Source organism: Microbispora sp. NPDC046933 (assembly GCF_040644635.1).
Classification (GTDB): domain Bacteria; phylum Actinomycetota; class Actinomycetes; order Streptosporangiales; family Streptosporangiaceae; genus Microbispora.
Map to the genome: position 1 here is coordinate 1 of NZ_JBEYWW010000026.1, position 22,939 is coordinate 22,939.

At 71.0% G+C, this 22,939-nt stretch carries 17 protein-coding genes and 1 pseudogene; 13 read left to right on the forward strand and 5 right to left on the reverse strand.

Annotated features, from left to right (window positions below):
* Positions 1-789 precede the first annotated feature (789 nt).
* The 3 genes from ABZ857_RS29960 to ABZ857_RS29970 all read left to right on the forward strand — a co-directional run bounded on the left by ABZ857_RS29960 (position 790) and on the right by ABZ857_RS29970 (position 5,502).
* Positions 790-1,920, forward strand: a complete 1,131-nt coding sequence (locus ABZ857_RS29960; RefSeq protein ID WP_357049208.1) for a hypothetical protein — start codon at positions 790-792, stop codon at positions 1,918-1,920.
* A gap of 235 nt (positions 1,921-2,155) precedes the next feature.
* The gene (locus tag ABZ857_RS29965) at positions 2,156-4,510 is read left to right on the forward strand and encodes a hypothetical protein (protein ID WP_357049211.1); all 2,355 of its coding nucleotides are present in this window, start codon (positions 2,156-2,158) and stop codon (positions 4,508-4,510) included.
* Entirely contained in the window at positions 4,507-5,502 is a 996-nt protein-coding gene (locus ABZ857_RS29970) for an aminoglycoside phosphotransferase family protein (RefSeq protein ID WP_357049215.1), read from the forward strand. Before ABZ857_RS29965 ends, ABZ857_RS29970 begins: the two co-directional genes overlap by 4 nt.
* 17 nt (positions 5,503-5,519) lie before the next feature.
* On the opposite strand, the gene ABZ857_RS29975 is transcribed toward ABZ857_RS29970, so the two are convergent.
* Positions 5,520-6,362, reverse strand: coding sequence for a GntR family transcriptional regulator (locus ABZ857_RS29975; protein WP_357049218.1), 843 nt, complete (start codon positions 6,360-6,362; stop codon positions 5,520-5,522).
* A 139-nt stretch (positions 6,363-6,501) separates the two neighbouring features.
* Here ABZ857_RS29975 and ABZ857_RS29980 point away from each other — a divergent pair, with 139 nt between their 5' ends.
* The 3 genes from ABZ857_RS29980 to ABZ857_RS29990 all read left to right on the forward strand — a co-directional run bounded on the left by ABZ857_RS29980 (position 6,502) and on the right by ABZ857_RS29990 (position 8,424).
* Entirely contained in the window at positions 6,502-6,939 is a 438-nt protein-coding gene (locus tag ABZ857_RS29980; protein ID WP_357049221.1) for an ATP-binding protein, read from the forward strand.
* A gap of 375 nt (positions 6,940-7,314) precedes the next feature.
* Positions 7,315-8,136, forward strand: coding sequence for an SAM-dependent methyltransferase (locus tag ABZ857_RS29985; RefSeq protein ID WP_357049224.1), 822 nt, complete (start codon positions 7,315-7,317; stop codon positions 8,134-8,136).
* 147 nt (positions 8,137-8,283) lie between these two features.
* Positions 8,284-8,424, forward strand: coding sequence for a hypothetical protein (locus ABZ857_RS29990; protein WP_357049227.1), 141 nt, complete (start codon positions 8,284-8,286; stop codon positions 8,422-8,424).
* Between the two features lie 433 nt (positions 8,425-8,857).
* Here the strand turns inward: ABZ857_RS29990 and ABZ857_RS29995 are convergent, their stop codons facing one another.
* Both ABZ857_RS29995 and ABZ857_RS30000 read right to left on the reverse strand, forming a co-directional pair.
* Positions 8,858-9,235, reverse strand: a complete 378-nt coding sequence (locus ABZ857_RS29995; RefSeq protein ID WP_357049229.1) for a tetratricopeptide repeat protein — start codon at positions 9,233-9,235, stop codon at positions 8,858-8,860.
* A gap of 360 nt (positions 9,236-9,595) precedes the next feature.
* Positions 9,596-10,656 (reverse strand): annotated as a pseudogene (locus ABZ857_RS30000) (AfsR/SARP family transcriptional regulator).
* A 130-nt stretch (positions 10,657-10,786) separates the two neighbouring features.
* Here ABZ857_RS30000 and ABZ857_RS30005 point away from each other — a divergent pair.
* The 5 genes from ABZ857_RS30005 (at position 10,787) to ABZ857_RS30025 (ending at position 17,886) form a co-directional block, all read left to right on the forward strand.
* Positions 10,787-11,332: a YbhB/YbcL family Raf kinase inhibitor-like protein gene (locus ABZ857_RS30005; RefSeq protein WP_357049232.1), complete on the forward strand. Its 546-nt coding sequence runs from the start codon at positions 10,787-10,789 to the stop codon at positions 11,330-11,332.
* A gap of 183 nt (positions 11,333-11,515) precedes the next feature.
* The gene (locus ABZ857_RS30010) at positions 11,516-13,606 is read left to right on the forward strand and encodes a hypothetical protein (protein ID WP_357049235.1); all 2,091 of its coding nucleotides are present in this window, start codon (positions 11,516-11,518) and stop codon (positions 13,604-13,606) included.
* A 53-nt stretch (positions 13,607-13,659) separates the two neighbouring features.
* A complete protein-coding gene (locus tag ABZ857_RS30015; RefSeq protein WP_357049238.1) occupies positions 13,660-15,999 on the forward strand; it encodes a SulP family inorganic anion transporter in 2,340 nt (779 codons plus the stop codon).
* A 111-nt stretch (positions 16,000-16,110) separates the two neighbouring features.
* On the forward strand, positions 16,111-17,121 hold the full coding sequence (locus ABZ857_RS30020; protein WP_357049241.1) for an NAD-dependent epimerase/dehydratase family protein: 1,011 nt from the start codon (positions 16,111-16,113) through the stop codon (positions 17,119-17,121).
* A 117-nt stretch (positions 17,122-17,238) separates the two neighbouring features.
* The gene (locus tag ABZ857_RS30025; RefSeq protein WP_357049244.1) at positions 17,239-17,886 is read left to right on the forward strand and encodes a type II toxin-antitoxin system PemK/MazF family toxin; all 648 of its coding nucleotides are present in this window, start codon (positions 17,239-17,241) and stop codon (positions 17,884-17,886) included.
* A gap of 136 nt (positions 17,887-18,022) precedes the next feature.
* Here the strand turns inward: ABZ857_RS30025 and ABZ857_RS30030 are convergent, their stop codons facing one another.
* Positions 18,023-18,772, reverse strand: a complete 750-nt coding sequence (locus tag ABZ857_RS30030) for a TetR/AcrR family transcriptional regulator (protein WP_357049247.1) — start codon at positions 18,770-18,772, stop codon at positions 18,023-18,025.
* Positions 18,773-18,889: 117 nt separating this feature from the next.
* On the opposite strand from ABZ857_RS30030, the gene atpB reads away from it, so the two are divergent.
* Complete coding sequence (gene atpB, locus ABZ857_RS30035; RefSeq protein WP_357049250.1) at positions 18,890-19,678, forward strand: F0F1 ATP synthase subunit A; 789 nt, start codon at positions 18,890-18,892, stop codon at positions 19,676-19,678.
* 76 nt (positions 19,679-19,754) lie between these two features.
* The gene (locus ABZ857_RS30040) at positions 19,755-20,039 is read left to right on the forward strand and encodes a YiaA/YiaB family inner membrane protein (RefSeq protein ID WP_357049253.1); all 285 of its coding nucleotides are present in this window, start codon (positions 19,755-19,757) and stop codon (positions 20,037-20,039) included.
* An 85-nt stretch (positions 20,040-20,124) separates the two neighbouring features.
* Here the strand turns inward: ABZ857_RS30040 and ABZ857_RS30045 are convergent, their stop codons facing one another.
* The gene (locus ABZ857_RS30045) at positions 20,125-22,905 is read right to left on the reverse strand and encodes a chitobiase/beta-hexosaminidase C-terminal domain-containing protein (RefSeq protein ID WP_357049257.1); all 2,781 of its coding nucleotides are present in this window, start codon (positions 22,903-22,905) and stop codon (positions 20,125-20,127) included.
* Between the last annotated feature and the right edge of the window lie 34 nt (positions 22,906-22,939).

Genomic DNA, 22,939 nt, shown 5'->3' on the forward strand with positions numbered 1-22,939 from the left:
CGTTCCACACGGCGTACGACACCCTCCTCGACCGCTGGCCCGCGCCGGGCACCGTCGGCACCGGCGGCGTCGAGCGGATCGACCTGGCCTCGGCGCGAACTCCCCGGCCGGCCTTCCGCCGTCTGTCCGGGCCATGCCCGCGGTCCCGGATCCCCGGTCGCCCAAGAGTTGTCCTGACACCCCCGTCGCGGCCTGACCGGATGTCGCCCGCCGCTCCTCCAGGCATCCCCCGCGAGCAGGGCCGTACGGGACCGTCCGGAACAGTTCCGTACGATCACGAACCTTGTCCTGCCTCTCTCCGATCGAGGATCTTCCGTGATGCACCCCTCTCCCCGGCACCCGGCCGGAAGCTCGGGGCCTTCCCCACGGAGGTTGTCCTTGCATCGACGAGCACAGTGGAAACGCACACGGTGATCGCGGCCGCCGCTCCGGCGACCGCCGGCACGCCGTTCGCGCTTTCCCAGGCACGCCTGCGGCGGTCACGGGGCCACCGCCGCAGGCGTCCGCCTTCGACCACGTGCTCTACTGGAACAGCGTCTTCCCCGACACCATCCGCACCCTTCCCCCGGGACGGCGTCGACCCGCGGTACAGCCACGACGGGGATCCAACCCGGCTCGCCCGGGCCCCACCGTCCACGTCACCCGGCGCGACCGGGGATAAGAACCGAACATCACCTCCAGGCCCTCCGGGCGGCGGAATCCGCTGACCGCGGGGGGCTGCCTCGCGTCATCGATCTTTGTTAGTGTTTCGCCCGGATCGACGCCAAAGCGTGGCTTGGGGGGATCGTCGTGTCAGGGCCGTTCAGCGCGCCTCCCCAGCCCGACGGCCTGACCAGTCCGGCCGAATTCGTCGCCGCGCTGGGCCGTCTCCGCCAGTGGTCCGGCCTGACCTACCGGCAGCTCACGGCCACCGCGAAGGCGTCGGGGGACGTGCTGCCGACCAGCACGATCGCGGGCGCCCTCGGGCGCACGACCCTCCCCAGAGAGGAGTTCGTGGCGGCCTTCGTACGAGCCTGCGGGCTCGGCGAGGACGACACGGCGCGCTGGGTGGCGCACAGGAAACGACTGGCCGCCGGCATGACGCTTCCGGCCGAGCCTCCCGACACGGCCGCCGGCCCGGACCACCCGCCCGTCCCGCCGGAACAGCCCGGCCGGGATGACCGGCCCGATCAGGCCGATCGCTTCGAGCCCGGCGGTCCCGGCGGGCGCGAGCAGCCCGTTCCCACGGCCCCCGCCCGGCCGGGCGACACGGCCGGACCGACCGGAGACGCCGTACGACCGGAGACCCGGGCGCTGCGGCGGTTCGCCGTTGCGGGGGCGGGCGCCGTGGTCCTGCTCCTCGCCACCGGCGCGGTCCTGCCCGGTCTGCGCGCCTCCTTGACCGGCGGCGACGCGCGGCCCCCGGCGTCTCCCGCCGCCGCGACGGCCGGGAGCGACCGCACGCCGCCCGACGGCTGGTACCACATGGTTCCCTCGCACGTCGCCGGACGCGACCTGTGCGTCGGAGAGGGACGCGAGCGCAACAGGCGGACCGACCGGCCCCTGGCCGTGCAGCGGCCCTGCCGGGACGTCATTCCCGACACCTACCTGCACGCGGCCGGCGGCGGCGCCCACGAGATCCAATGGCACCACCCCGAAGAGGGCCCCGGCTGCCTCACGGTGGACGAGGCGCTGACGGGCCCGGGCGCGCTGATCGCTCCCGCCGACTGCTCGGGGGCGCGGCACCAACGCTTCGTGCTGAAGCCCGTGGGGCCGGGGTTCGCCCTGCGCCCCCTGCACAGCGGGCTGTGCGTCGGAGCGCTGTACGGCGAGGCCGACGTGGCCCCCGGCGCGGAGCTCGCCCAGAAGTCCTGCACCGGGCGTCCCGATCAGGTGTTCCTCTTCCGCCCGGTGCCCGCTCCGACCTGGACACCACGCTGACATTCCTCCCCGTACGGCCCACGCCCGCCAGCGGCTGGCCATCCTTGCGCGTGAATCTCTGGCTATGACGCACCGAAAATCGGAATCCGGACTCGGAGCTTCTGAAAGTCGTTGACCAACCGCGCCTTGGCCGTTTTCATTGATGGGCACGTCACGAGACGGCCCCGATACCGAGAGAAGTCGAATGCCCCTCGGACCCCGTTTTCGCCGGGTTGCGGCGTTGCAGCGCCGATTCGTGGATCGAGAAGCCGCGTTCGAGGCTTTCGAAGAGGAACTCTCCCGAATCGGGCGAGAGCCGCGTGTCCTCAACATCACCGGCGTCGGCGGAATCGGCAAGTCGCGGCTATTGCGCGAGTTTGGCGAACGGGTCAAGGAGTCCCACCGGATCGCGTCGCTCGATCTTCAGGTGCCCGCTCATCGGCAGCAGGAGGACGCCCTCGCCGTACTCCGCATGGAGCTTGGCGGGCAGGGTGTCCGATTCGACCGCTACGACATCGCCTACGCGGTGCTGTGGCAACGCCTTCACCCGCATCTGGCTCTCACCCGCGCCGAGCTGCCGTTCGTCGAACACAGCGAGGTTCTGACCGAGGTCCTCGACGCCGCCGCCGGTGTACCGATATTCGGCACCGCGGTAGGGCTGCTAAAGCTTCTGGAAAAGGGCAACAGCAGCCGTAAGCATCGCCGCCGTCTGCGGGAGAATCAGATTCTTCGGCAACTCGACACGCTTCCCGGCGCTGCCCTGGTCGACGCCGTCACCTTCATGTTCGCCGAAGACCTGCGTGCCTGCAGTGAGGGCGAACCGTACGTGATACTCGTGGACGCCTACGAGGCCTTGGGTCGTACGCCCGGCGACGACGCCTGGCTCCGGGACCTGGCGGCCCAGCTCGATCGCGGTCTGACGGTGATCGCCAGCAGGGAGAGGCTGAGCTGGGATGTCCATGACGAAGACTGGCGGCGCGTCGTCCGGGAGTTTCCTGTCGAAGGACTGCCGATGGAGGCGCGGTTGGAACTGCTTACCGACGGCGGGATGAGCGATCCCGTCCACCGCCACGTCATCGCGCAGGCGAGCACAGGGCTGCCGTTCTACCTGCACCTGGCGACCGAGAGCCAGGCCGACGGCCATGCGATCTCCCAGGATGAGATCGCTCAGCGTTTCCTGCAGCATGTAACCGCCGAGGAGCGACGCTACCTGCAGTTGCTCAGCGTGACCCGGACATTCGACTATGAGCTGTTCCGTGGTCTGGCGGCGGCCTTTCACCTGCCCGGGGGCAGGTTGGCGTGGGAGGGTCTCATCGCCTACTCCTTCGTGTACCCGGCAGGCGACGGCTGTTTTCACCTGCACCAGCTCATGGCCGAGATGTTGCGGGCACGGCTCTCGCCAGAAATGATCGACGAGGCACACCGCGCCCTTCACGAGCTCTGGAGCATGCGAGCCGACGATCCTGCCGGCATCCGCGAGCTTGTCTTACACGGCCTGCACGCGCATGCGCTAACCGCCAACCAGCTACTGGTGTATGCCGACCGCATCACTGCCCGTGGTGGAGCCCGAGGCATCACCGGTCTGATGTCGGACCTACGGGCCTACCTCGACGGGCCTGAAGGTGCAGACAATCCCGCTCTTGAGGAAGCCGCCGCGTGCCTGGCGGCCGAGGCGGCCGTGTTGCTCGGCGATGCTGATCGGATCAACGAGCTGACGCCCAATGCGCCATGGCGGCTTGGGACGGAGCCCGGCGCGCGCTTGGCTGTGGCCGCCGCCCACGGCCGGCGGATCGCCGGACAGACGGCACGGGCTCTGCAGATTTACAGCGACGTCCTGGCCGTGCACAGCGGACCGGCAAGACGCCCGGCCGGCCTGTGGGCCGCCGATCTGCACATGGCCCAGGGCAGGTTCCGGCGGGCCTTCGAGCTGGCGGAGCAGGTCACCAGGGAGTGTCCTGACGACGACCTCGTGCTCCAGGGCGACCTGGCCCGGCTACGTCATCTGGCGCTCCGGTTTTCCTACGACTTCAGCGCCGCGGAATGGCATCTGCGCGAAGCTGCGCAGCACTACGAGCAGGCCCAGACGATCATTGGAACAGCGCTGGTGGCGACCAATCGAGCGGAACTGCTGGCTTGGACCGATCCGTTCGCCGCTGTCGCCGCCGCGAAGGAGGCCGTGGAGGTCAACTCCGAACTCGGCGCCATCCACGAGGTCGGTAAGGCGTACAGCGCTCTCGGCCAGGCCCTGCTGATGCTCGGACGTCACGCCGAGGCCGCCGAGGCACTCGACGCTGCCTGCTCGGCCCTGGAGAAGGCCCGCTATCGCTCGGGGCGGGCCCGCGCCGAGCTTCTACGCGCATGCCTGCATCTGCGCCGTGGGGAGCTGGACGGCGTGGCGGCCTCGGCACGCTGGGCGGTCGACGAGCTTCTCGGCGTCGAGGTCTACCCCACACTGATCGTCGTCGCCGACCACCTGCTGGAACTCGTGAACCGGCCTGATGAGAGGGTAAGGGCAGCCGCCCGGCGGGCCTGGCCGGCGATCGAACCGATCGACTCCCATGACGCGCTGGAGGACCGCATGACGCACTACCTGCGAAGGCTACTGGGATGACAGGCGACCCCTACCAGGCCGCGTACGAAGCCGCTTTGGAAGCACCAGGGAGCAGCGGCTTCTATAACAAGAACGTCCGAATCGACACCCCATCGGGTCCGGTAATCGTACGAATCCCCCTTCAGGAAGCCGACGAAGTCGACTTGCGGATCTGGCCGGAACATGAAGTCTTGTTGGTCATCGCGCCTTACGTGACTCATGCTCCCCGGCTCCTCCACATCTCCGACTCACCCGCGTACCAGGTGCACGAGTTCATCCCCGGCCTCGTCGTGGACGACATCGCGCCACGCGGTGACCATGTCCCTTCGGTCGTCCTGGACGCGGTCGTGGAGTTGTTCTCACAACTCGCGGCGGTCCCCCGCGGCGATCTCCCCGACCTGCCGCAGAACTGGCCGGCCGACGGGGACACAACCGCGTTCGCCCATGTCCTGTCCGACACCACGCAGCGCGTCTACGACGCCTTCGCCGACGAGTTCGCCTGTCTGTTCGCCGAACTGGGCGTCCCTGCCGATCCGCTGGCTGCGGCGCGGGCACGATGGCCTGCCATGGCCTCGCGCCCCTTCCGGCTTCTACATTCCGACGTCCACCGGAAGAACATGATCGTCGATGGCGCTCGAACGATTTTCCTCGACTGGGAGCTCGCCCTCTGGGGTGATCCGCTGTACGAGCTTGCCGTGCACTTCCACAAGATGGCCTACCAGGACGACGAACGGGAGACCGTACTCGGCCACTGGCTCGCCGCGATGCCTCCGGAGCTGACACGGGGCTGGAAGCAGGATCTGGATGCGTACCTCGCCCACGAACGGGTGAAGTCGGCGATCGTGGACACCATCCGCTACAGGCAGCTCATCGCCTCCGGAGAGCTGACGCCTGCGGAAGAGCAGGAACTGATCGACAAGCTGTATGCCAAACACACCGCGGCGGCGGCCGTCTGGGGCATTTCCCAGCCGGTGTCCCGAGAGACGATCGAGAAGTCGGTACGACGGGATTGACCGGTGCCCGTCATCTGTCAGAGATCCACCTCATGGCTGACCGTTGTCCACATGCTCTCGAACCACGTACGGGCCTGGGCGACGTACTGCGAGGCAGCCGAGGAGGGGTCATCGCTCACCGAATGGTGGAACAGCACCGTGTCCCTGCCCATAACGTCGTAGAGGTCTTTGCGCTCGCCATCAAGGCGAGCCGTGTGGCGGACGACCGGGTAGAAGCCGAAGAACACCTGCTCATGGTTGATCACGTACAGCTTGAAGGACGGCGTGGCCGCGTAAGCGCGCACCTCCACTGACGCCTTCCGCACAAGGCCGAGATCGGCGAGTTCGTGCACGCTGTCGGCGATGAGCTGGATGCTCCGCCGCAGAATCTGCCGGGCCCGCTGTCTGATGTCAGGTTCATCGGCAGGGCTTTCGACAAGGCGCGGTAGGAGCATCGGCTGCTCCAGGTCCGGGACGAGGATCCGTAGCGCGATCGAGTCGGGAGTAAGCCGCCCAATGCGGACCTTGTCGAGCGGCTCCTGCAGCACTCCCGCCAGAGTCTCTCCGGAAAACCCGGCGAAGTCGACCGAAACATCCCCCCGCTCGAACGCCCGCTCCAGGTGCGGACGCAGTTCGACTGGACGCTCGGTCCGTTCCCGGACGAACACGCCGCTCCCCTGCCGGGAGACGACGAGCCCTTCGTCCCGCAGCAGCCGGATGGCCTGCTGCACGGTCATCCGGGCCACGCCGTAGGTGGAGGCCAGCTCCGCCCCGGAGGGGAGCTTTTCCCCCGGCTCGAACCTCCTGGTCAGGATCGCCGCCCTGAGCGCGTTGGCCACCTGCTTGTACGGCGGCCGAGGGTCGTCGGGGTCCAGGCTCATCACACCCGAAGTCTAAGTTCACCTAGCCTGCCTAGCTCGGCTTTCATCAATTCCCTTGACACTTCAGTCACATTCCGTAATCGTGACGTCACGACTAGGCAACCTAGGCAACTTCCCCAACTTGAAGGAAACAGGCCAGATGACCAATGACACCAGCGCCCTCTCGCCTACGCTCCCCGACGAGGTCCGGCCGGAACTCGTCAACGCGATGATCCGGCTTCGCCCGGGTGGCCTCGCCTGGCGACGCACCTTCCCCGGCCGCCTAGAGCAGGTGCCCCGCGCCCGCCGCTTCGTACGGTTTCTTCTGGAGGACTCTCCCCTGAGCTACGACATCGAGCAGATCACCGCCGAACTCGCCGCCAACGCCGTAGTGCATACGAGCAGCGGCCACCTGGGCGGCACGTTCACTGTCGAGGTCACCCGTAAGCCCGCCGTCGTCCGCGTATCCGTCTACGACTGTGGTTGGGGCGGCACTCCCAGGTTCAAGCAGTGTGAAGACGACGGCTTGGCCGAGCGGGAGCGGGGTCTGGCCATCGTCGCCGCCCTGGCTTCCCGGGCCGGCTTTCGCGGCACGTAAGCCATCGGACACGTTGTCTGGGCCGAGCTCCTCACCAACCCAGAGAACAACAACAGCGACCTCACCCTCGCAGCCAGTCATAGGGGCAACGGAGACCGGTGATCTTCTCCACGTCCAGCCCTACGCCATGTTGCGACCCCTCATAGGGGCGACGGGGACTGCTGCTCGGCCTGCGGCCGGCCCAGGTCTCCTGTGGTAGGCCCATGACACGGTCATGTCACCGTGGTGGCGCTCGTCGCCCTCGACGCTCCTGCCCGCGCGTAACCCGCTGTTGTAGTTCTTCCCCGTACGGCGGATAAGGCGCGCCCACACCTTCTATGATCACCAATGAATGGGTTCTTCTATATGGAGCAGTGATCGCGCGAAAGGCGACGAATGACGGAGACGGGACGCGTTCCGGCGGGTATTAATCCGAAAGTCCCTAGCGTGGCGCGCATCTACGACTACTTCCTCGGCGGCAAGGACAACTTCGCCTCCGACCGTGAGGCGGCCGATCAGGTCATCCGGCTTGGGCGCGAGCAGGGGTACGACATCCCCGCGCTGGCCCGCGCCAACCGCGCCTTCCTCGTACGGGTGGTCAGGGAACTGGCCGAGGCCGGCGTTCGCCAGTTCCTCGACATCGGGACCGGCCTGCCCACCCAGCAGAACGTGCACCAGGTCGCCGCGACGTTCGGTCCCGGTTCCCACATCGTCTACGTGGACAACGATCCGACGGTTCTCGTGCACGCGCGCGCCATCCTCGCCGACGCGCCCAACACCGTCGTGGTGGAGGGGGATCTGCAGCGGCCCGAGGAGATCCTCGCCGACGAGCGGGTCCGAGCACACCTGGACTTCAGCCGGCCGGTGGCGATCCTCGCGCTGGCGATCCTGCACTTCTTCACCGACGACGCGGAGGTGAGCCGGATCGTCTCGACTCTGCGGGACGGGCTGCCCTCCGGCGGCTACCTCGCCATCTCCCACACCTATGTCCGGCGCTCCGACCAGAACAAGATGGAGCAGGCGCAGTCGGTCTACGGCAAGACCACCGCCGGGGGCTTCGTGCACCGTGGCCCCGGGGAACTCGCCGCCCTGCTCGACGGCATGGAGGTGCTGGAGCCCGGCGTCGTGCCCGTCGAGCTCTGGCGTCCCCGCCACGACCAGTATCCGGGCGACCCCGGCAACAGCGGTTACATCGGAGTCCTGGCCCGCCGGCCCTGAGTCCTCGCCGGCCCTCTTCGCCTTCTCAGCGCGCCGTCAGCGGTATCAGCGAGCGGTCTGTCAGCGGCTGACGGGCGCCCTCAGCGCCCTGTCAGCGCCGTCCGGCAGCATGAAGCCGTACGACGGACGGACGGCTGAGGAGACGCCGTGGAATATGCCATCCAGGCCGAGGGCCTGGCGAAACGGTACGGAGAGACGAAGGCGCTCGACGGGGTGGACCTGGAGGTGCCGCAGGGCCGTCTGCTGGGCGTCCTGGGCCCCAACGGGGCGGGGAAGAGAACCTCGTGATGATCGGCCGTCTGCTGGGCCTGACGAGGGCGGACGCCCGGCACCGGGCCGGGGACCTGCTCGACCGCTTCGCGCTCGCCGACGACATCGTGGTGTTCGACCACGGGAAGGTGATCGCGGAGCGGCACGCCGGACGGGCTGAAGGCGGCGACCGGGGGCCAGGTCCTGGAGGTGCGGCCCATCGAGGCCGCGCATGTCGACCTCGTCCGCCGTGTGGTGGCCGACGTGCTCGACGTCATGCCGGAGGTCTCCCAGGGCCAGGTCACGGCCCCGGTGCGCGACCCCGCGGCCGTCCCCGCGATCGTACGGCGCCTCGCGTCGCCTGGAACTGTGGGATGGCCGGCGTGGGTTTCAGCAGCCGGACGGCCTCGTCGTAGTGGCGCCGCGCCGTCTCGAGGTCGCCGTCCGCCCTGGCGAAGTCGCCCCGCACGTGTCACACCCCGGCCAGCCCGAGGGGGTCACCGGTGGCGCCGCACAGCCGCTCGGTCTCCCGCAGGGCCGCCTCGGCGGCCTCCCGGTCGCCCGCCGCACTCAGCGTGACGGCGAGGCGGGTCCGCAGGAACGGCGTCTCTACGGCCCCGACCTCCTTCAGGAGCGCGATCGCCTCCTTCATCAGGGGCACGGCCTTGCGGAGGTCGCCGCGCATCGCGTTCGTCTCCGCGAGGCCGCTCAGGCAGTTCCCCACCCCCCACCGGTCACCGACTGCCCTGAACGTGTCGAGCGCGAGCGCCAGGTCGGCGGCCTCGCCCTCCTCGGACCGGCCGGAGTTGAAGTACAGGTGGGCGCGGAAGATGCGGGCGGAGGCGGCCACAGCGACTTGTCCACCAGCCTGCCGAGCACGTCGATGTCGCCCCCGCAGACCTGCTCGGCGGCCTCCAGCGTGGCCCCGCCCGCGAACACCGCGAGCGGCATGCCGTCGAGCTCGCGGCAGATGCGCTCGATGTCGTCGCGCGCGCCGTCCACCAGATAGCCGGGCCGTACGGCGGCCGCCCGATCGGCCACAGCCTTTCACCGGTGATTCCGAGCGGCTCCCTGCTGGTGGCGAGGATGCGCAGGCCGGGGCACTCGGCGAGGAGCCGGTCGGCGAGCGCGGCGGCCGGCTCGACCACGTGCTCGCAGTTGTCCGGCACGATCAGCATGTCGCGCGCCGCCAGAGCGGAGACGAGCCGGGTCACCGGGCCGGACTCCCCGCCCGTCCCGGACGGCATGGCGGGCACGGCGCGCACGCGAAGCTGGTCAGCCGGGCCCGCAGGTTGCCCCGGCGCGGCGCGCGCGTCGAGCCGCCGGTGCGTGCTGCGGGCAGGCCGGAAGCGGGCTCGTCGGGGCGGTCCGCAGACGTGTGCTCGGGCAGCGGCGCCACGGTGAGCGGCGGCACCGTGTCCGCCCGGGCGAGCCCGGTGGGCGCCACCGCCCGTGACGGCCGCGTCCCCTCACCGGCGGGCTCGCCCCTGAGCATCGCGAGGTGGAGCTCGGCCAGCACGGGCGAGGGGTCGGCCCCGAGCCGCTCGGCGAACACGGACCGGGCCTCCTCGTAGGCGGCCAGCGCCTCTCCCGGCGGCCCGACCCGTACAGGGCGCGCATGAGCTGCCCGTGCGGCCGTTCCCGCAGCGGGTGGGCGGTGACGAGCAGCCGCAGCTCCGCGACCAGGTCGGCGTGCCGGCCCAGGGCCGGCTCCGCCTCGATCCTTTCCTCGGTGGCCGCGGTCCTGAGCTGTTCCAGCCGGGCCACCTCGACCTCGGCGTTCGGCAGGTCGGTCGGCGGAGCGCCGCGCCACAGGCCGAGCGCCTCACGCAGCAGGCCGGCGGCGCGGCCCGGTTCGCCCGCGGTCAGCGCCGCGGCGCCCTCCCTCGCGAGGCGGGCGAACAGGTGGAGGTCCACCTGGCCGGGGAAGACGGCCAGGCGGTAGCCGGACGGATCGCCGACCACCAGGCTGCGGTCGACCGTGGCCCGCAGCCGGGACACCAGCGCCTGCAGGGCGTTTCCCACGCCACTGGGCGGGCGGTCGTCCCACACCCCTGCCACGAGCGTCTCGGTGGAGACGGTGCGGCCGGTGTCGAGCAGCAGGAGCGTCAGCAGGGCCCGCAGCCGCTGCCCGCCGACCTCGACCGGCCGCCCGTCGCGCCGTACGTCGAGGGGGCCCAGAACGGCGAAGCTCATGCCCGTTCCCGGCGTGTCCCCCTGCATGCCTCGATTGTGGCGGATAAGGGCGCCCGGAGCCTCACAACCCGACATACCGATCCTCCGCACGTACGGATCGATTCGGGAGAACACGGAGGTCAACGGCCCGTACGGGCCCGGTCATCGGTACGGATCACCGCGATCCGGTCGGGGCACCTGTCCAATCCGCGTAGCATCATCGGGCATGGGGTCGCCGAGAAAATCAGCGGTCACGCGAGCCGCCGTCACGGTGACGGCGCTCACGCTGGCCGCGTCGGGCTGCGGAATCCTGGGCGGGGGATCGCCGAGGAACCTCGACGTCATCAGCGTGTCGAGCCCGCAGTTCCGCGACGGCGCGCCCCTGCCGGACGACTACTCCTGCAAGGGGGGGCAGGGCAACCCGCCTCTCCGCTGGTCGGGCACGTCGGGCGCCAAGTCGGTGGCCCTCGTGGTCGACGACAACAGTCCCCACAGCGGTCCGGAGGTGCACTGGGTGGTGTTCGACATCGACCCCGCGACGACCGAGCTGGGCATGAACGACGTCCCCCGGGGCGCCCGGCAGGGCAGGACGACGAGCGGGAAGGTGGGCTATGCACCCCCATGCCAGGCCGACGGCAGCTACCGTTTCACTGTCTACGCGCTGAACACGAAGCTCGACCTGAAGCAGGGCGCCGACCTCGCGGAGACCCTTGAGGGCATCGCGAGTCACACCATCGCCCGTGGGCGCCTCACGGCGAACACGATCGAGTGACATGCTGGGCACCGGAGGTAGTCGTGCTACACCAATCTTCACCTAGGGTGTGACAACGGTCATTGTGGTCGAGCAGAATCGGATCCAATTGCTGAGCGCAGGTGATCAAAGGGGGCAGGTCGCGTCGATGGCCGCGCGACCTCACCGGCGCCGCAGAAAGGCCATGGCCTTGAGGGTGGTGCTATGACTGCGGTCATTTCGGGTCTTGTCGCCGTCGTGCTTCTCGTGCTGCTGGTCGTGGCGCTGGGCATGCGGTCGATGAACCGCAGGGAGAGTGCTCTCTCCGCCGAGCGCATCAAGGCGATGGCTGAGAACAAGGGCCCCAAGCCCCGGCGGCCCGCCGAGGAGACGTTCTTCGAGAGCTTCCCCAAGGGGTTCGACGCCTTCGAGGAGCCCGAGAAGCAGCGCCCGGCGCCCCGCCCTGCCCCCCGCCCCGGCGGGCGGCAGGCGGCGCGGCCCGCGCAGCGCGGCGGCAAGCAGCCCGCCGCCCCCCGCGGCAAGCGCGGCGTGGACGAGTGGGGCGAGGCCGACGACTACGACGACGACTACTGGTCGCGCGTACGCGCCGACGACGGCGGCTTCGGGGGGACGATCGCCGCGAAGATGGCCACCCCCCGGCCGCTGGACGAGACCGCGGGCGCCGCCGGCGCCGCGGCCCAGGCGGCCGACCCCGACGCCGTGACCATGCAGGCCCCCCTTCCCGCCCGCCCCGGTCGCGCCCGGCGCGCCGACGCCGACGAGTTCGTGCCTCCCGCCGCCCCCGTCTCCGCCTCGGCCATGGCCGACCAGAAGACCGTCACCTTCTCCGCGCCGACCCCCGACCTGCTCGACGCCTCCGCCGCCCCCGCCGCCCCCGCCGCCCCCGCCGCTCCCGCCGCTCCGGGCGGCGCCCCCGCGACCGGCCCCTTCGACGCGAGCCGCACGACCGGCCCGTTCGACTCCCCCGCGATGGGCGGCGCCGCTTCTCCGGCGAGCGACCCCTTCGCGGCCGCCGCCGGGACCCAGGCGAGCGCGCCGGGCACGCCGGGGACACCGGGCACAGCGGGCACGCCGGGGACACCGGGGACACCGGGGACACCGAGCGCGTCCAACCGCAGGTCGAGCAGGTCCGGCCGGTCGTCGCGGGCGGCCCGCCGCGCCGCCGCCGCTGCCGGCGAGGCCGCGCAGGCCGGTCAGTCCGGCGGCTCCTACGACAGCCCGCGCGCCACGGGCCCGTTCCCGTCGTCGGCGGGCACCGGCTCGTACGGGACGCAGCCGGCCGCCGACCCCCTCGGGATCGCGGCGAGCACCGGCCCCTTCGGGGCCCCCGCCTACGACACGCCCGCGGGCACCGGGCCGTTCGCCTCGCAGGGCGGCGGGGGCTCCCACGGCGGCTACGACACGGCGCCGTCCTCCCCCATCCCGGCCACCGGGTCCTTCGTCGCCGGCTCGTACGACCCGGCCCGCACGAGCGGCGCGTTCGAGGCGGCATCCCCCGTCCCTCCGGCCGACGCCCTCGCCGACCCCGCGCCCCGCTCGACGGGCGGCTCCTTCGACGCGTGGGCGGCCTACGAGACGCCTCGTTCCGACGCCTACGATCCGTCCCGCGCCTCGACGGGCCCGTTCCGCGCGGCCGACACCTCGTCGTCGCACTCGCCCGCCGCGGCGGGCGCCGGTGTGACGGGTGCGGCCGTGACCGGCACCGACGGGGCCGGCGCCACCGACCCCGGCTGGCCGGTCGCGGGCAGCTACCCGCCGGTCCCCGCCGCCTCCGGTCCCGCGACGGGTTCCTCTTCCTGGCCGGGCGCCCGCGACGTGCTCGACGACCCGGAACCGCCGCGCGGCGCCTCCTCCTGGCCGAACGCGGAGACCTATCAGACCCCGGCCTACGACGGCTACTCGTCCGGTTACTCGGCGGAGGGCGGCTACCCGGCCGCCTCGACGCCGTCGCCCGCCGCGCCCTCCACCCCGTCGTACGAGGTGAGCACGGGCTGGGCGACGATCGACGCCTCCGACACGGTGGCCGGCGCCGCCCCGGGGACCGGTGCCGCCCCGGGGACCGCCTCGCCGTACGAGTCGGCGGGCTACGACGCGCCGTCGGGGCAGAGCCAGTACGGCTACGACCGGCAGCAGCAGGGATACGGCGGCGCGCATCCGTCGTGGCCCGAGCAGAACGCGGGCGGAAGCTGGCCCTCCTACGACGAGGTTCACGATGACGCCCCCACCTCGGCGAGCGGGCGGCGGCGGGGCAGCCACCGCAACCCGGAGAGCGACTATCCCGACTACTACCGGTGATTTTCCTGTCTCCTTCCTGGTGACGGCCTGCGCGGCTGACATATCGTCAGCCCATGACAATCAGTGACGACACGATCTCGCCACGTGACTGGAAGTCCGTGCTCCGGCACGATGTGCCCGCTTCGCTGGTGGTCTTCCTGGTGGCGGTGCCGCTGTCGCTCGGCATCGCGGTCGCGTCCGGCGCACCGGTGGCGGCGGGGCTCGTCGCCGCCGTGGTCGGCGGCGTGGTGGCCGGTGCCCTCGGCGGGTCCGTCGTCCAGGTGAGCGGCCCCGCCGCCGGGCTGTCCCTGGTGGTCGCCGAGCTCGTCCACACGTACGGCTGGCGCGCCACCTGCGCCATCACCGTCATGGCCGGCCTCCTCCAGTTGGTTCTCGGCGGGCTCAAGGTGGCGCGGGCGGCGCTCGGCGTCTCCCCCGCGGTCGTCCACGGCATGCTCGCCGGAGTCGGTGTGGTGATCGCGCTGTCCCAGCTGCACATCGTCCTCGGCGGTTCGCCGCAGCGCTCCGCGCTGGAGAACGTCCTCGAACTCCCCGCCCAGATCCTCGACAACCACACCCACGCCGTCATGATCGGCGTGCTGACTATCGGGGTCCTGCTCGTGTGGGGCCGGATCCCCCGGTTGCGCGCCGTGCCCGCCCCGCTCGCCGCGCTGGTGGTCGCCACGCTGACGGCCGCGGTGGCGGGCTGGGACCTGACGAAGGTGGACCTGAAGGGCGGGTTCTCCTCCGTCCAGGGACCGCTGATGCCGCAGGGCGACTGGCACGCGATCGCCGGCGCCGTCCTGCTCGTCGCCCTCCTCGCCGGGGTGGAGTCGCTGCTGACCTGCGTGGCGTCCAACCGCCTGCACGACGGTCCCCGCGCCGACCTCGACCGCGAGCTCACCGCGCAGGGCGTGGCGAACGCGGTGTCCGGCGCGCTCGGCGGCCTCCCGGTGTCGGGCGTCGTCGTGCGCACGACCACGAACGCGCGGGCGGGCGCCCGCAGCCGCTGGTCCACGGTGCTCCACGGGGTGTGGGTGCTGCTGTTCACCACGGCCTTCGCCTGGATGATCGCACTGATCCCCCTGGAGGCGCTCGCGGCGCTGCTGCTGTTCATCGGCGTCCAGATGGTCAACCTCGGGCACGTCCGCAACCTGCGCAGTCACCGCGAGATGCCGGTCTACTTCGTGACGATGGCCGGAGTCGTGCTGATCGGCCTGGCCGAGGGCGTGGCGATCGGCCTCGGGCTGGCCGCCCTGCTGGCCCTGCGCCGCCTGGCCTGGGTCTCGGTCGACGTACGGCAGGCGGGCGAGCGGCGCTGGCGGGTGGTCGTCACCGGGTCGCTGACGTTCCTCGGCGTGCCCCGGCTGACCGAGGCGCTGCGCGGCATCCCCGCGGGATCCGCGGTCGAGCTGGACCTGCACCTGGACTTCATGGACAACGCCGCCTTCGAGGCGCTGCACGCCTGGCGGCTGGAGCACGAGCGAACCGGCGGCGCCATCGACGTGGACGAGCCGCATGGCGAGTGGTACTCCGGTGCGATCAACGGCGTCCGGCTGTTCCCGGCCAGGATCCCGCCCCGGCACGACCGCTGGTGGCTGCCGTGGGCCTACCGGCGCCGCTCCCGTCCCATGCACGCCGGCGCCATGCACACCGGCACCATGCACGCCGGCACCGGGGACGCCGGCACCGTGGACGCCGGCTCCTACGCGGTGATCGGCGCGGACGGCGGGGACAGTGACGGCAGCGGGAGCCACGACGATGTCCCCGTGCTCTGCGAGCCGCAGGGCATGCCCGACCTGCTGGAGGGGACGCGGGAGTTCCAGCGCCGGACCGCGCCGATGGTCCGCCCGCTGCTCCACCGCATGGCCCGCAAGCAGTCGCCGTCGCATCTGTTCATCACCTGCGCGGACTCCCGGATCGTGCCGAACATCATCACCGCGAGCGGCCCCGGCGACCTGTTCACGCTGCGCAACATCGGCAACCTCGTGCCGCGTGCCGGCGCCGCCCCCGCCGACGACTCGGTCGCGGCCACGATCGAGTACGCCGTGAAGGTGCTCGATGTGCGCACGATCACGGTTTGCGGGCACTCGGGATGCGGCGCGATGGCCGCTTTGCTGGGCGAGGTGCCCGACCTGCCGGCGCTGCGCAGCTGGCTGCGGCACGGGCGGCAGAGCCTGGCCAGGTTCGTGGCGGCCGAGCCGTGCGACGACGACGCCGGGCCGCTCGACCGGCTCTGCCGGGTCAACGTCATCCAGCAGCTCGACAATCTGCGGACCCACCCGTTCGTGGACACCCTCGTACGGGCCGGGAAGCTGGAGCTCACGGGCCTGTACTTCGACATCGGCGCGGCGCGGGTGCACGTGCTGGAGCAGGAGCGCTTCACCCCGGTCCCCGAACTGCGCACCGGCTGAGCTCCGTGCCGGCCTGGCAGGGAGGAACGGCGAGCTTCGCTGTAAGCGGATCATGTCCGCCGACCGTGAAACTGGGCAGACGCCCGGCTTGGGCGGGCCAAGGATGACCGTATGAAAATTCTGGTAATCGGCGGTTCGGTGTTTCTCGGACGCGCCATCGTGGAGGAGGCGCTGCGGCGCGGTCACGAGGTCACGACGTTCAACCGGGGCAGGAGCGGGACGGACCTGCCCGGCGTGGAGGCGGTGCGCGGCGATCGAGAGAACACCGACGACCTGCGGCGGCTCGCCGACGGCAGGCAGTGGGACGCGGTGATCGACGTGTGCGGGTTCGTCCCCCGCGTCGTCCTGGAGTCGGTGCGCACGCTGTCGGGGCACGCTCCGCACTACACGTTCATCTCCAGCATCTCCGCCTACCCGGACTGGCCCGAGAAGTCCGGCATCGACGAGACCTTCCCCCTGCACGAGTGCCCGCCGGACGCGGACGCCGAGTTCGGCGACTACGGCGTGCTGAAGGCCGGCTGCGAGCGGGCGGTCGAGCAGCACTTCGACGGCGGCGCCCTGATCATCCAGCCCGGCCTGATCCTCGGCCCCCACGAGAACGTGGGCCGGCTGCCCTGGTGGCTCACCCGCATCTCCAGAGGCGGGCGGGTGCTCGCCCCGGGCAACCCGGCGCTGCCGATGCAGCTCATCGACGCCCGGGACATCGCGGCGTTCACCCTCGACCAGGCGGCCAGGGGCACCACCGGCCGCTACATGACGGGCGGGGTGCCGGGCAACACCACGTACGGCGGCTGGCTGAACGACTGCGTGGAGGTCACCGGCTCGGACGCGGAGCTGGTGTGGGTCGACGACAAGTTCCTGGTGGACCAGGGCGTGGAGATGTGGACCGAGCTTCCGCTGTGGGCTCCGGAGGCGGGCGACCAGGGCGTGTGGACGCACTCCTCCGCGAAGGCCATCGCCGCGGGTCTCGCCTGCCGGCCGATGCGGGAGACCGTCCGGGACACCTGGGAGTGGCTGAAGGACATCCCGGAGGAGCAGCGCAGCTTCGGCGGCCGGATGCAGCACGGCATCGACCCGGAGAAGGAGGCGCGCGTCCTCGCCGCCTGGGACGCCCGCTCCTGACCACGACCGCCCTGCCCGCCCGCTCGTCTGCCGGCGTTCGGGCGGGCCGAGCAGGCCGGGAAGAGCGGCGCGGACTCCCCTGCCGGAGCCGTCCCTGTGGACCGTAGGCTGTCGGTCATGATCTGGGTGGTTGTGATCGTGGCCGTGCTGGTCGTTCTCGCGGCGCTCGGCGCGGCCGGGCGCCTGCCGAAGACCTCGCGCCGGCGGTCCGCGCCGCGCCCCTCGCCGGGCAACCGCCCGTCAGGCCGTGCCGGCGGGACCACGAAGCCCGGAGGGCGCGCTCCGGCCGCGCGGCCGGGCACCAGGCCCGGTGGCGGCACCGCTCCCGGCACGAGGCGCGGCACCGCCGGACACGCCTCAGGGGCCCGGGGTGGAGGCCGGGGCGCCGGCCGCCCGGCGACCGGCGGCGAAGCGGGCTCGCGCGGTGGTGCGGCCACCCAGGCCGGCCCGCGTCCGGGTGAGATCTGGTGGGCCGACGTGCCCTACGAGGACGGGCCGGGCCACAAGGTGCGCCCCTGCGTGGTGCTCAGGACATACCGGGGCGGCGCCGAGGTCCTGAAGATCACGAGCCAGGATCGCAGCGACCGCGCCGACCATGTGGAGATCCCCACCCGCACCTGGGACCCGGACGCCGACCACAACAGCTTCCTCGACCTCACGGGGCCGGTCCGCGTGCCGGTCGCCGACTTCCAGGACAGGGCGGGCACGCTCGACGCGCGCGTCTGGCGGCAGGTCTGCCGCCTCCACGAGATCACACCGAACTGACCCGCGCACGCCCGTGGGAAGGCGCGCCTGTTGAGCCGCACCGTCTGAAGGCGGCCGGGTTGGTTCACCGCGACGATCCGGGCTCGCCCACGCCAGCGTGCGAGGGCAGCCCGGGCCACGGGCCCGGCCGCCGGCGTCATCGCGACGACGCGGGCCCTTCCGAGCCGCCGCGCGCCCGCAGACTCGCGGCGATGCCGTCGAGCAGCCGGTCCAGGCCGTACGCGAAGCGGTCGTCGGCGGCGGTGTACTCCCGCCCGGCCTCCTTCGTCATCCGCTCCAGCATGGGATAGTTCCCCGTCGCGATGAGCGACTGGATGTAGGACAGGTGGCCGGCCAGCCGCTGGGCCAGTGTGAGCCCCGTCCGCCGGAGCCCCTCGACCTCGGCCAGCTCGCTCTGGATGTAGCCGTTCACGTACGCGAAGACCGCGCCGACGAGGGTCAGCATCTCGTCGATGCTCAGGCCGAGGCCGTCGAGCATGCCGAGGGCGGTCTCCAGCAGACGCGCGCTGTTCGGGCCGGTCTGCGGGCGGCCGGCCGCCAGCGGCGCGAGCCACGGGTGGCGGAGCGTGGTGCGCCGGACCTGCCAGGCGAGCAGGCGAAGGCCGTCGGCCCAGTCGTCCGGCGGCCGTCGGTCCTCCGGCAGGTACTCCCCCACCGTGGTGTCGACCATGAGGTCGAACACCTCGTCCTTGCCCGTCACGTAGCGGTACAGGGACATCGTGCCCGCCCCGAGCTCGGCGGCGAGCCGCCGCATGGAGATGGCCTCCAGCCCTTCGGCGTCGGCGATCCTGATCGCGGCCTGCGCGAGGGCGGCGCGGCTGAAGCTCGGCCGCGGCCCCCGTGCGGGGCGCTCGGGTCGCATCCAGAGGTTCTCGTGGCCCGTCATCGTTGGTCGTCCCAGGTCGTCGCGCTATTGCGTACACCGTACCTGGTATGTAGGCTCGCATCGAGAAAGTGAGTACGCCGTACTCAGTTTTTGGACGGCCGGACGAGGGGATTCCCCATGCCCGCAAACATCGCCGGGGACGACTTCACGGTCCCCGGTCTCGAACTGTTCGACTTCCCGCCACTGTGGCCCGGCGCGCCGTACTGGCTGACCAAGCCCGTGGTGCTGGCGGCGGTCGGCATGGTCCTGCTGTGCGCGCTCGCGTGGGGGGCGTTCGCGCGGCCGTCGCTGGTCCCGCGCGGCCTGCAGCACCTCGGCGAGTACGGCTACCTGTTCGTGCGCGACCAGGTGGCCCGGCCGTTCCTCGGTGCGGACGCCGAGCGGTGGATGCCGTTCCTGCTCAGCCTCTTCTCGGTGATCCTGCTGTGGAACCTGTTCGGCGTGATCCCGGGAGTGCAGTTCCCGGTGAACTCCCACATCGCGTTCCCGGTGGTGTTCGCCCTGGTCGTGTACGTGATCAAGCTCTATCTCGGCTTCCGGCACCACGGGGTGGGCGGATATCTCAAGAGCCTGATGTTCCCGCCCGGCCTGCCGAAGCCGATCGCGCTGGTCCTGTACGCGCCGCTCGAACTGCTCTACACGTTCGTCACCTCGCTGTTCACCCACGCCGTACGGCTGTTCGCGAACATGTTCGCGGGGCACCTGCTGCTGGCGTTCTTCAGCGCGGTGGGGTTCTGGTTCCTCGCCGAGCAGCCGACCGTGCTCGGGTTTCCTGTGGGCCTGCTCAGCGTGGTCATGGCCGTCGTGATGACCGCCCTGGAGATATTCATCCAGTTCCTGCAGGCGCTCCTGTTCACCATGCTGGCGGCCATGTACATCGGCAACGCGCTGAACACCGACCACTGAGCGAGGGAATTTACTCACCGGTAACTGAGTATCGGCGCTCATGTCCCGGCAGGCGTACGCCCTGGACCATGGTGGCATGGCGCAACCGGTGAAATCCTCGTCGACGACGGCCTTCTACGTCCAGGCCGTCCTCTCGTTCGCGATCTCCCTCACGGCCCTGGCGGCCGGCATCTTCTACCTCCCGGTGACGGCCTGGGTGCGCTCCTTCCTCGCCATCGGGCTGATGTACGTGGTGACCTCGACGTTCACGCTGGCCAAGTGCGTACGGGACCGGCAGGAGGAGGCGAGCGTCGTCAGCCGGGTGGACCAGGCCCGGCTCGACAAGCTCCTCGCCGAGCACGACCCCTTCCGGGCCGAGTGAGGGCGAGCCCCGCTCGCGGAGGAGGGCAGACAAGAGGCGACCCCGGCCCGTCGCCGGGCCGAGGTCGCCTGCCGGCTCGACGAGGTCAGCCGGTCTTGCAGCCGTTGCCCTTGCCCGGCTTCGTGCAGTCCGGGCCCGGCGCGGCGACGACGGCGAACTTCGCCGTGCCCACGTTGGAGGTGTTGCCGGCCTTGTCGGTGGCCCGGTAGCTCACGGTGTGCGCCCCCGGCTGGCCCACCGCCACCGGCTTGGAGTACAGCGCGAACGGCTGCCCGTCCAGGGAGTACTCCACCGTGGCCACGCCCGACTCGCTGTCGGTCGCCGAGATGGTCACCGTGGCGGAGCCGACGTAGTTCCACGCCCAGTCCATGCTGCCGCCGAGCTGGGCCGACACCTGCGGAGCGGTGGTGTCCTTCTGCTCCGGCGCCACGACCTTGAAGCTCACGGACCCGACCGGCGAGGTGTTGCCCGCCTTGTCGGTGGCCCGGTACTGCACCGTGTGCGACCCGGTCTTGTTGACCGAGACCGGAGCCGTGTAGGCCGCGAACGCCGCGCCGTCCAGCGCGTACTCGACCTTGTCCACGCCCGACTCGGTGTCGCTGGCCGAGACGGTCACCGTGGCCGAGCCGACGTAGTTGCCGTCGGCGTCCTTGGTGCCCGACACGCTGGCCGACACCTGCGGCGCGGTCGTGTCCTTGGCCGGCGGGACCACCACGGTGAACGTCACCGACGCCACCGCCGAGGTGTTGCCGGCCTTGTCGGTCGCCCGGTAGCTCACCCGGTGCGCCCCCGGCTGGTCGACCGTCAGCGCCTTGGAATAGACCGCGAACGGCTGCGAGTCGAGGGAGTATTCGACCTTGTCCACCCCGGACTCGCTGTCGGTCGCCGAGATCGTGACGGTGGCCGAGCCGACGTAGTTGCCGTTCGTGTCCTTGTCACCGGACACCTGCGCCGACACCTGCGGAGGAGTGGTGTCCTTGGCCGGCGGAGCGACCACCTTGAACGACACCGACGCAACCGCCGAGGTGTTGCCCGCCTTGTCGGTCGCCCGGTACTGCACCGTGTGCGACCCGGCCGTGTTCACCGACACCGGAGCGGAGTACGTGGTGAACGCCCCTCCGTCCAGCGCGTACTCGACCTTGTCCACACCCGACTCGGTGTCGGTCGCCGAGACGGTCACCGTCGCGGAGCCGACGTAGTTGCCGTCGGCGTCCTTCTCGCCCGACACGTTGGCGGACACCTGCGGAGGCGTGGTGTCCTTCTGGTCCGGTGCGACGACCTTGAACGACACCGACGCGACGTCGGAGGCGTTCCCGGCCTTGTCGGTGGCCCGGTAGCTCACGGTGTGCGCGCCCGGCTGCTTGACCGCCACCGGCGCGGTGTACAGGCCGAACGGCTGCCCGTCGAGGGAGTATTCGACCTTGTCCACACCCGACTCGCTGTCGGTCGCCGAGACGGTCACCGTGGCCGAACCGACGTAGTTGCCGTCGGCGTCCTTGGTGCCCGTGACGCTGGCCGACACCTGCGGAGCCGTGGTGTCCTTGGCCGGCGGCGCGACCACCTTGAACGACACCGACGCCACCGCCGAGGTGTTGCCCGCCTTGTCCGTGGCCCGGTACTGCACCGTGTGCGACCCGGCCGTGTTCACCGACACCGGAGCGGAGTACGTGGTGAACGCCCCGCCGTCCAGCGCGTACTCGACCTTGTCCACACCCGACTCGGTGTCGGTCGCCGAGACGGTCACCGTGGCCGAGCCGACGTAGTTGCCGTCGGCGTCCTTGGTGCCCGTGACGCTGGCCGACACCTGCGGAGCCGTGGTGTCCTTGGCCGGCGGGACCACGACCGTGAACGTCACCGACGCCACCGCGGAGGTGTTGCCGGCCTTGTCGGTGGCCCGGTAGCTCACCCGGTGCGCCCCCGGCTGGTCGACCGTCAGCGCCTTGGAATACAGCGCGAACGGCTGCGAGTCGAGGGAGTACTCGACCGTGTCCACACCCGACTCGCTGTCGCTCGCCGAGATGGTCACCGTCGCGGAGCCGACGTAGTTGCCGTTCGTGTCCTTGTCACCGGACACCTGTGCCGACACCTGCGGAGCCGTGGTGTCCTTGGCCGGCGGAGCCACCACCTTGAACGACACCGACGCCACCGCAGAGGTGTTGCCCGCCTTGTCCGTGGCCCGGTACTGCACCGTGTGGGAGCCCACCTGGTTCACCGAAACCGGGGCGGAGTACGTGGTGAACGCCCCGCCGTCCAGCGCGTACTCGACCTTGTCCACACCCGACTCGGTGTCGGTCGCCGAGACGGTCACCGTCGCGGAGCCGACGTAGTTGCCGTCGGCGTCCTTGGTGCCCGACACGTTGGCCGACACCTGCGGTGCGGTGGTGTCCGTGGGGCCGCCGGGGGTGACCACGAGCTCGCCGACCATCTGGTGGCCGGGGATCGCGCAGAAGAAGCGGTACTTGCCGGGGGTGAGGTTCACCTGGACCTCGTGCCGGCCGCCGTCCGCGTCGTACGGGCTGGCGATGATGTTGACGCTGACGTCGTGGTTGTATCCGGGCGTCGACGTGTCGAAGGTCAGCGTGTGCGTCATGCCGAACGTGCTGCCGGTCGCCATGCTGTTCTCGAAGACGATCGTCGCGGGTCCCGCGACCGCCGTGGCCGGCGTGTCCTTGTACGCGGTCATGCTGTTGTCGGCGGTCCAGGTGAGCACCTGCGCCGCCGCCTGGCTGACCTGTTGCCGCGCCTCGGGCTTCGGCGCGGCGGCCTTGGCCGGCGACAGCCACAGCGCCGGCAGCGCCACGCACAACAGCACCACGGCCACGGTGGCGCGTAGCGCCATCCGTAGCTTCCCTGTCAGTAACTGCATCTGAGGTCGCACCTCACAGAACGTGCATGTGGGC

Excerpts from the sequence above, each read along its gene's own strand:
- ABZ857_RS30030 (WP_357049247.1), bottom strand. The coding sequence starts at position 18,772 with ATGACGGGCCACGAGAACCTCTGGATGCGACCCGAGCGCCCCGCACGG.
- atpB (WP_357049250.1), top strand. The coding sequence starts at position 18,890 with ATGCCCGCAAACATCGCCGGGGACGACTTCACGGTCCCCGGTCTCGAA.
- ABZ857_RS30005 (WP_357049232.1), top strand. The coding sequence starts at position 10,787 with ATGGGGTCGCCGAGAAAATCAGCGGTCACGCGAGCCGCCGTCACGGTG.
- ABZ857_RS29970 (WP_357049215.1), top strand. The coding sequence starts at position 4,507 with ATGACAGGCGACCCCTACCAGGCCGCGTACGAAGCCGCTTTGGAAGCA.
- ABZ857_RS29985 (WP_357049224.1), top strand. The coding sequence starts at position 7,315 with ATGACGGAGACGGGACGCGTTCCGGCGGGTATTAATCCGAAAGTCCCT.
- ABZ857_RS30015 (WP_357049238.1), top strand. The coding sequence starts at position 13,660 with ATGACAATCAGTGACGACACGATCTCGCCACGTGACTGGAAGTCCGTG.
- ABZ857_RS29980 (WP_357049221.1), top strand. The coding sequence starts at position 6,502 with ATGACCAATGACACCAGCGCCCTCTCGCCTACGCTCCCCGACGAGGTC.
- ABZ857_RS30020 (WP_357049241.1), top strand. The coding sequence starts at position 16,111 with ATGAAAATTCTGGTAATCGGCGGTTCGGTGTTTCTCGGACGCGCCATC.
- ABZ857_RS30045 (WP_357049257.1), bottom strand. The coding sequence starts at position 22,905 with ATGCAGTTACTGACAGGGAAGCTACGGATGGCGCTACGCGCCACCGTG.
- ABZ857_RS30010 (WP_357049235.1), top strand. The coding sequence starts at position 11,516 with ATGACTGCGGTCATTTCGGGTCTTGTCGCCGTCGTGCTTCTCGTGCTG.
- ABZ857_RS30040 (WP_357049253.1), top strand. The coding sequence starts at position 19,755 with ATGGCGCAACCGGTGAAATCCTCGTCGACGACGGCCTTCTACGTCCAG.
- ABZ857_RS30025 (WP_357049244.1), top strand. The coding sequence starts at position 17,239 with ATGATCTGGGTGGTTGTGATCGTGGCCGTGCTGGTCGTTCTCGCGGCG.
- ABZ857_RS29975 (WP_357049218.1), bottom strand. The coding sequence starts at position 6,362 with ATGAGCCTGGACCCCGACGACCCTCGGCCGCCGTACAAGCAGGTGGCC.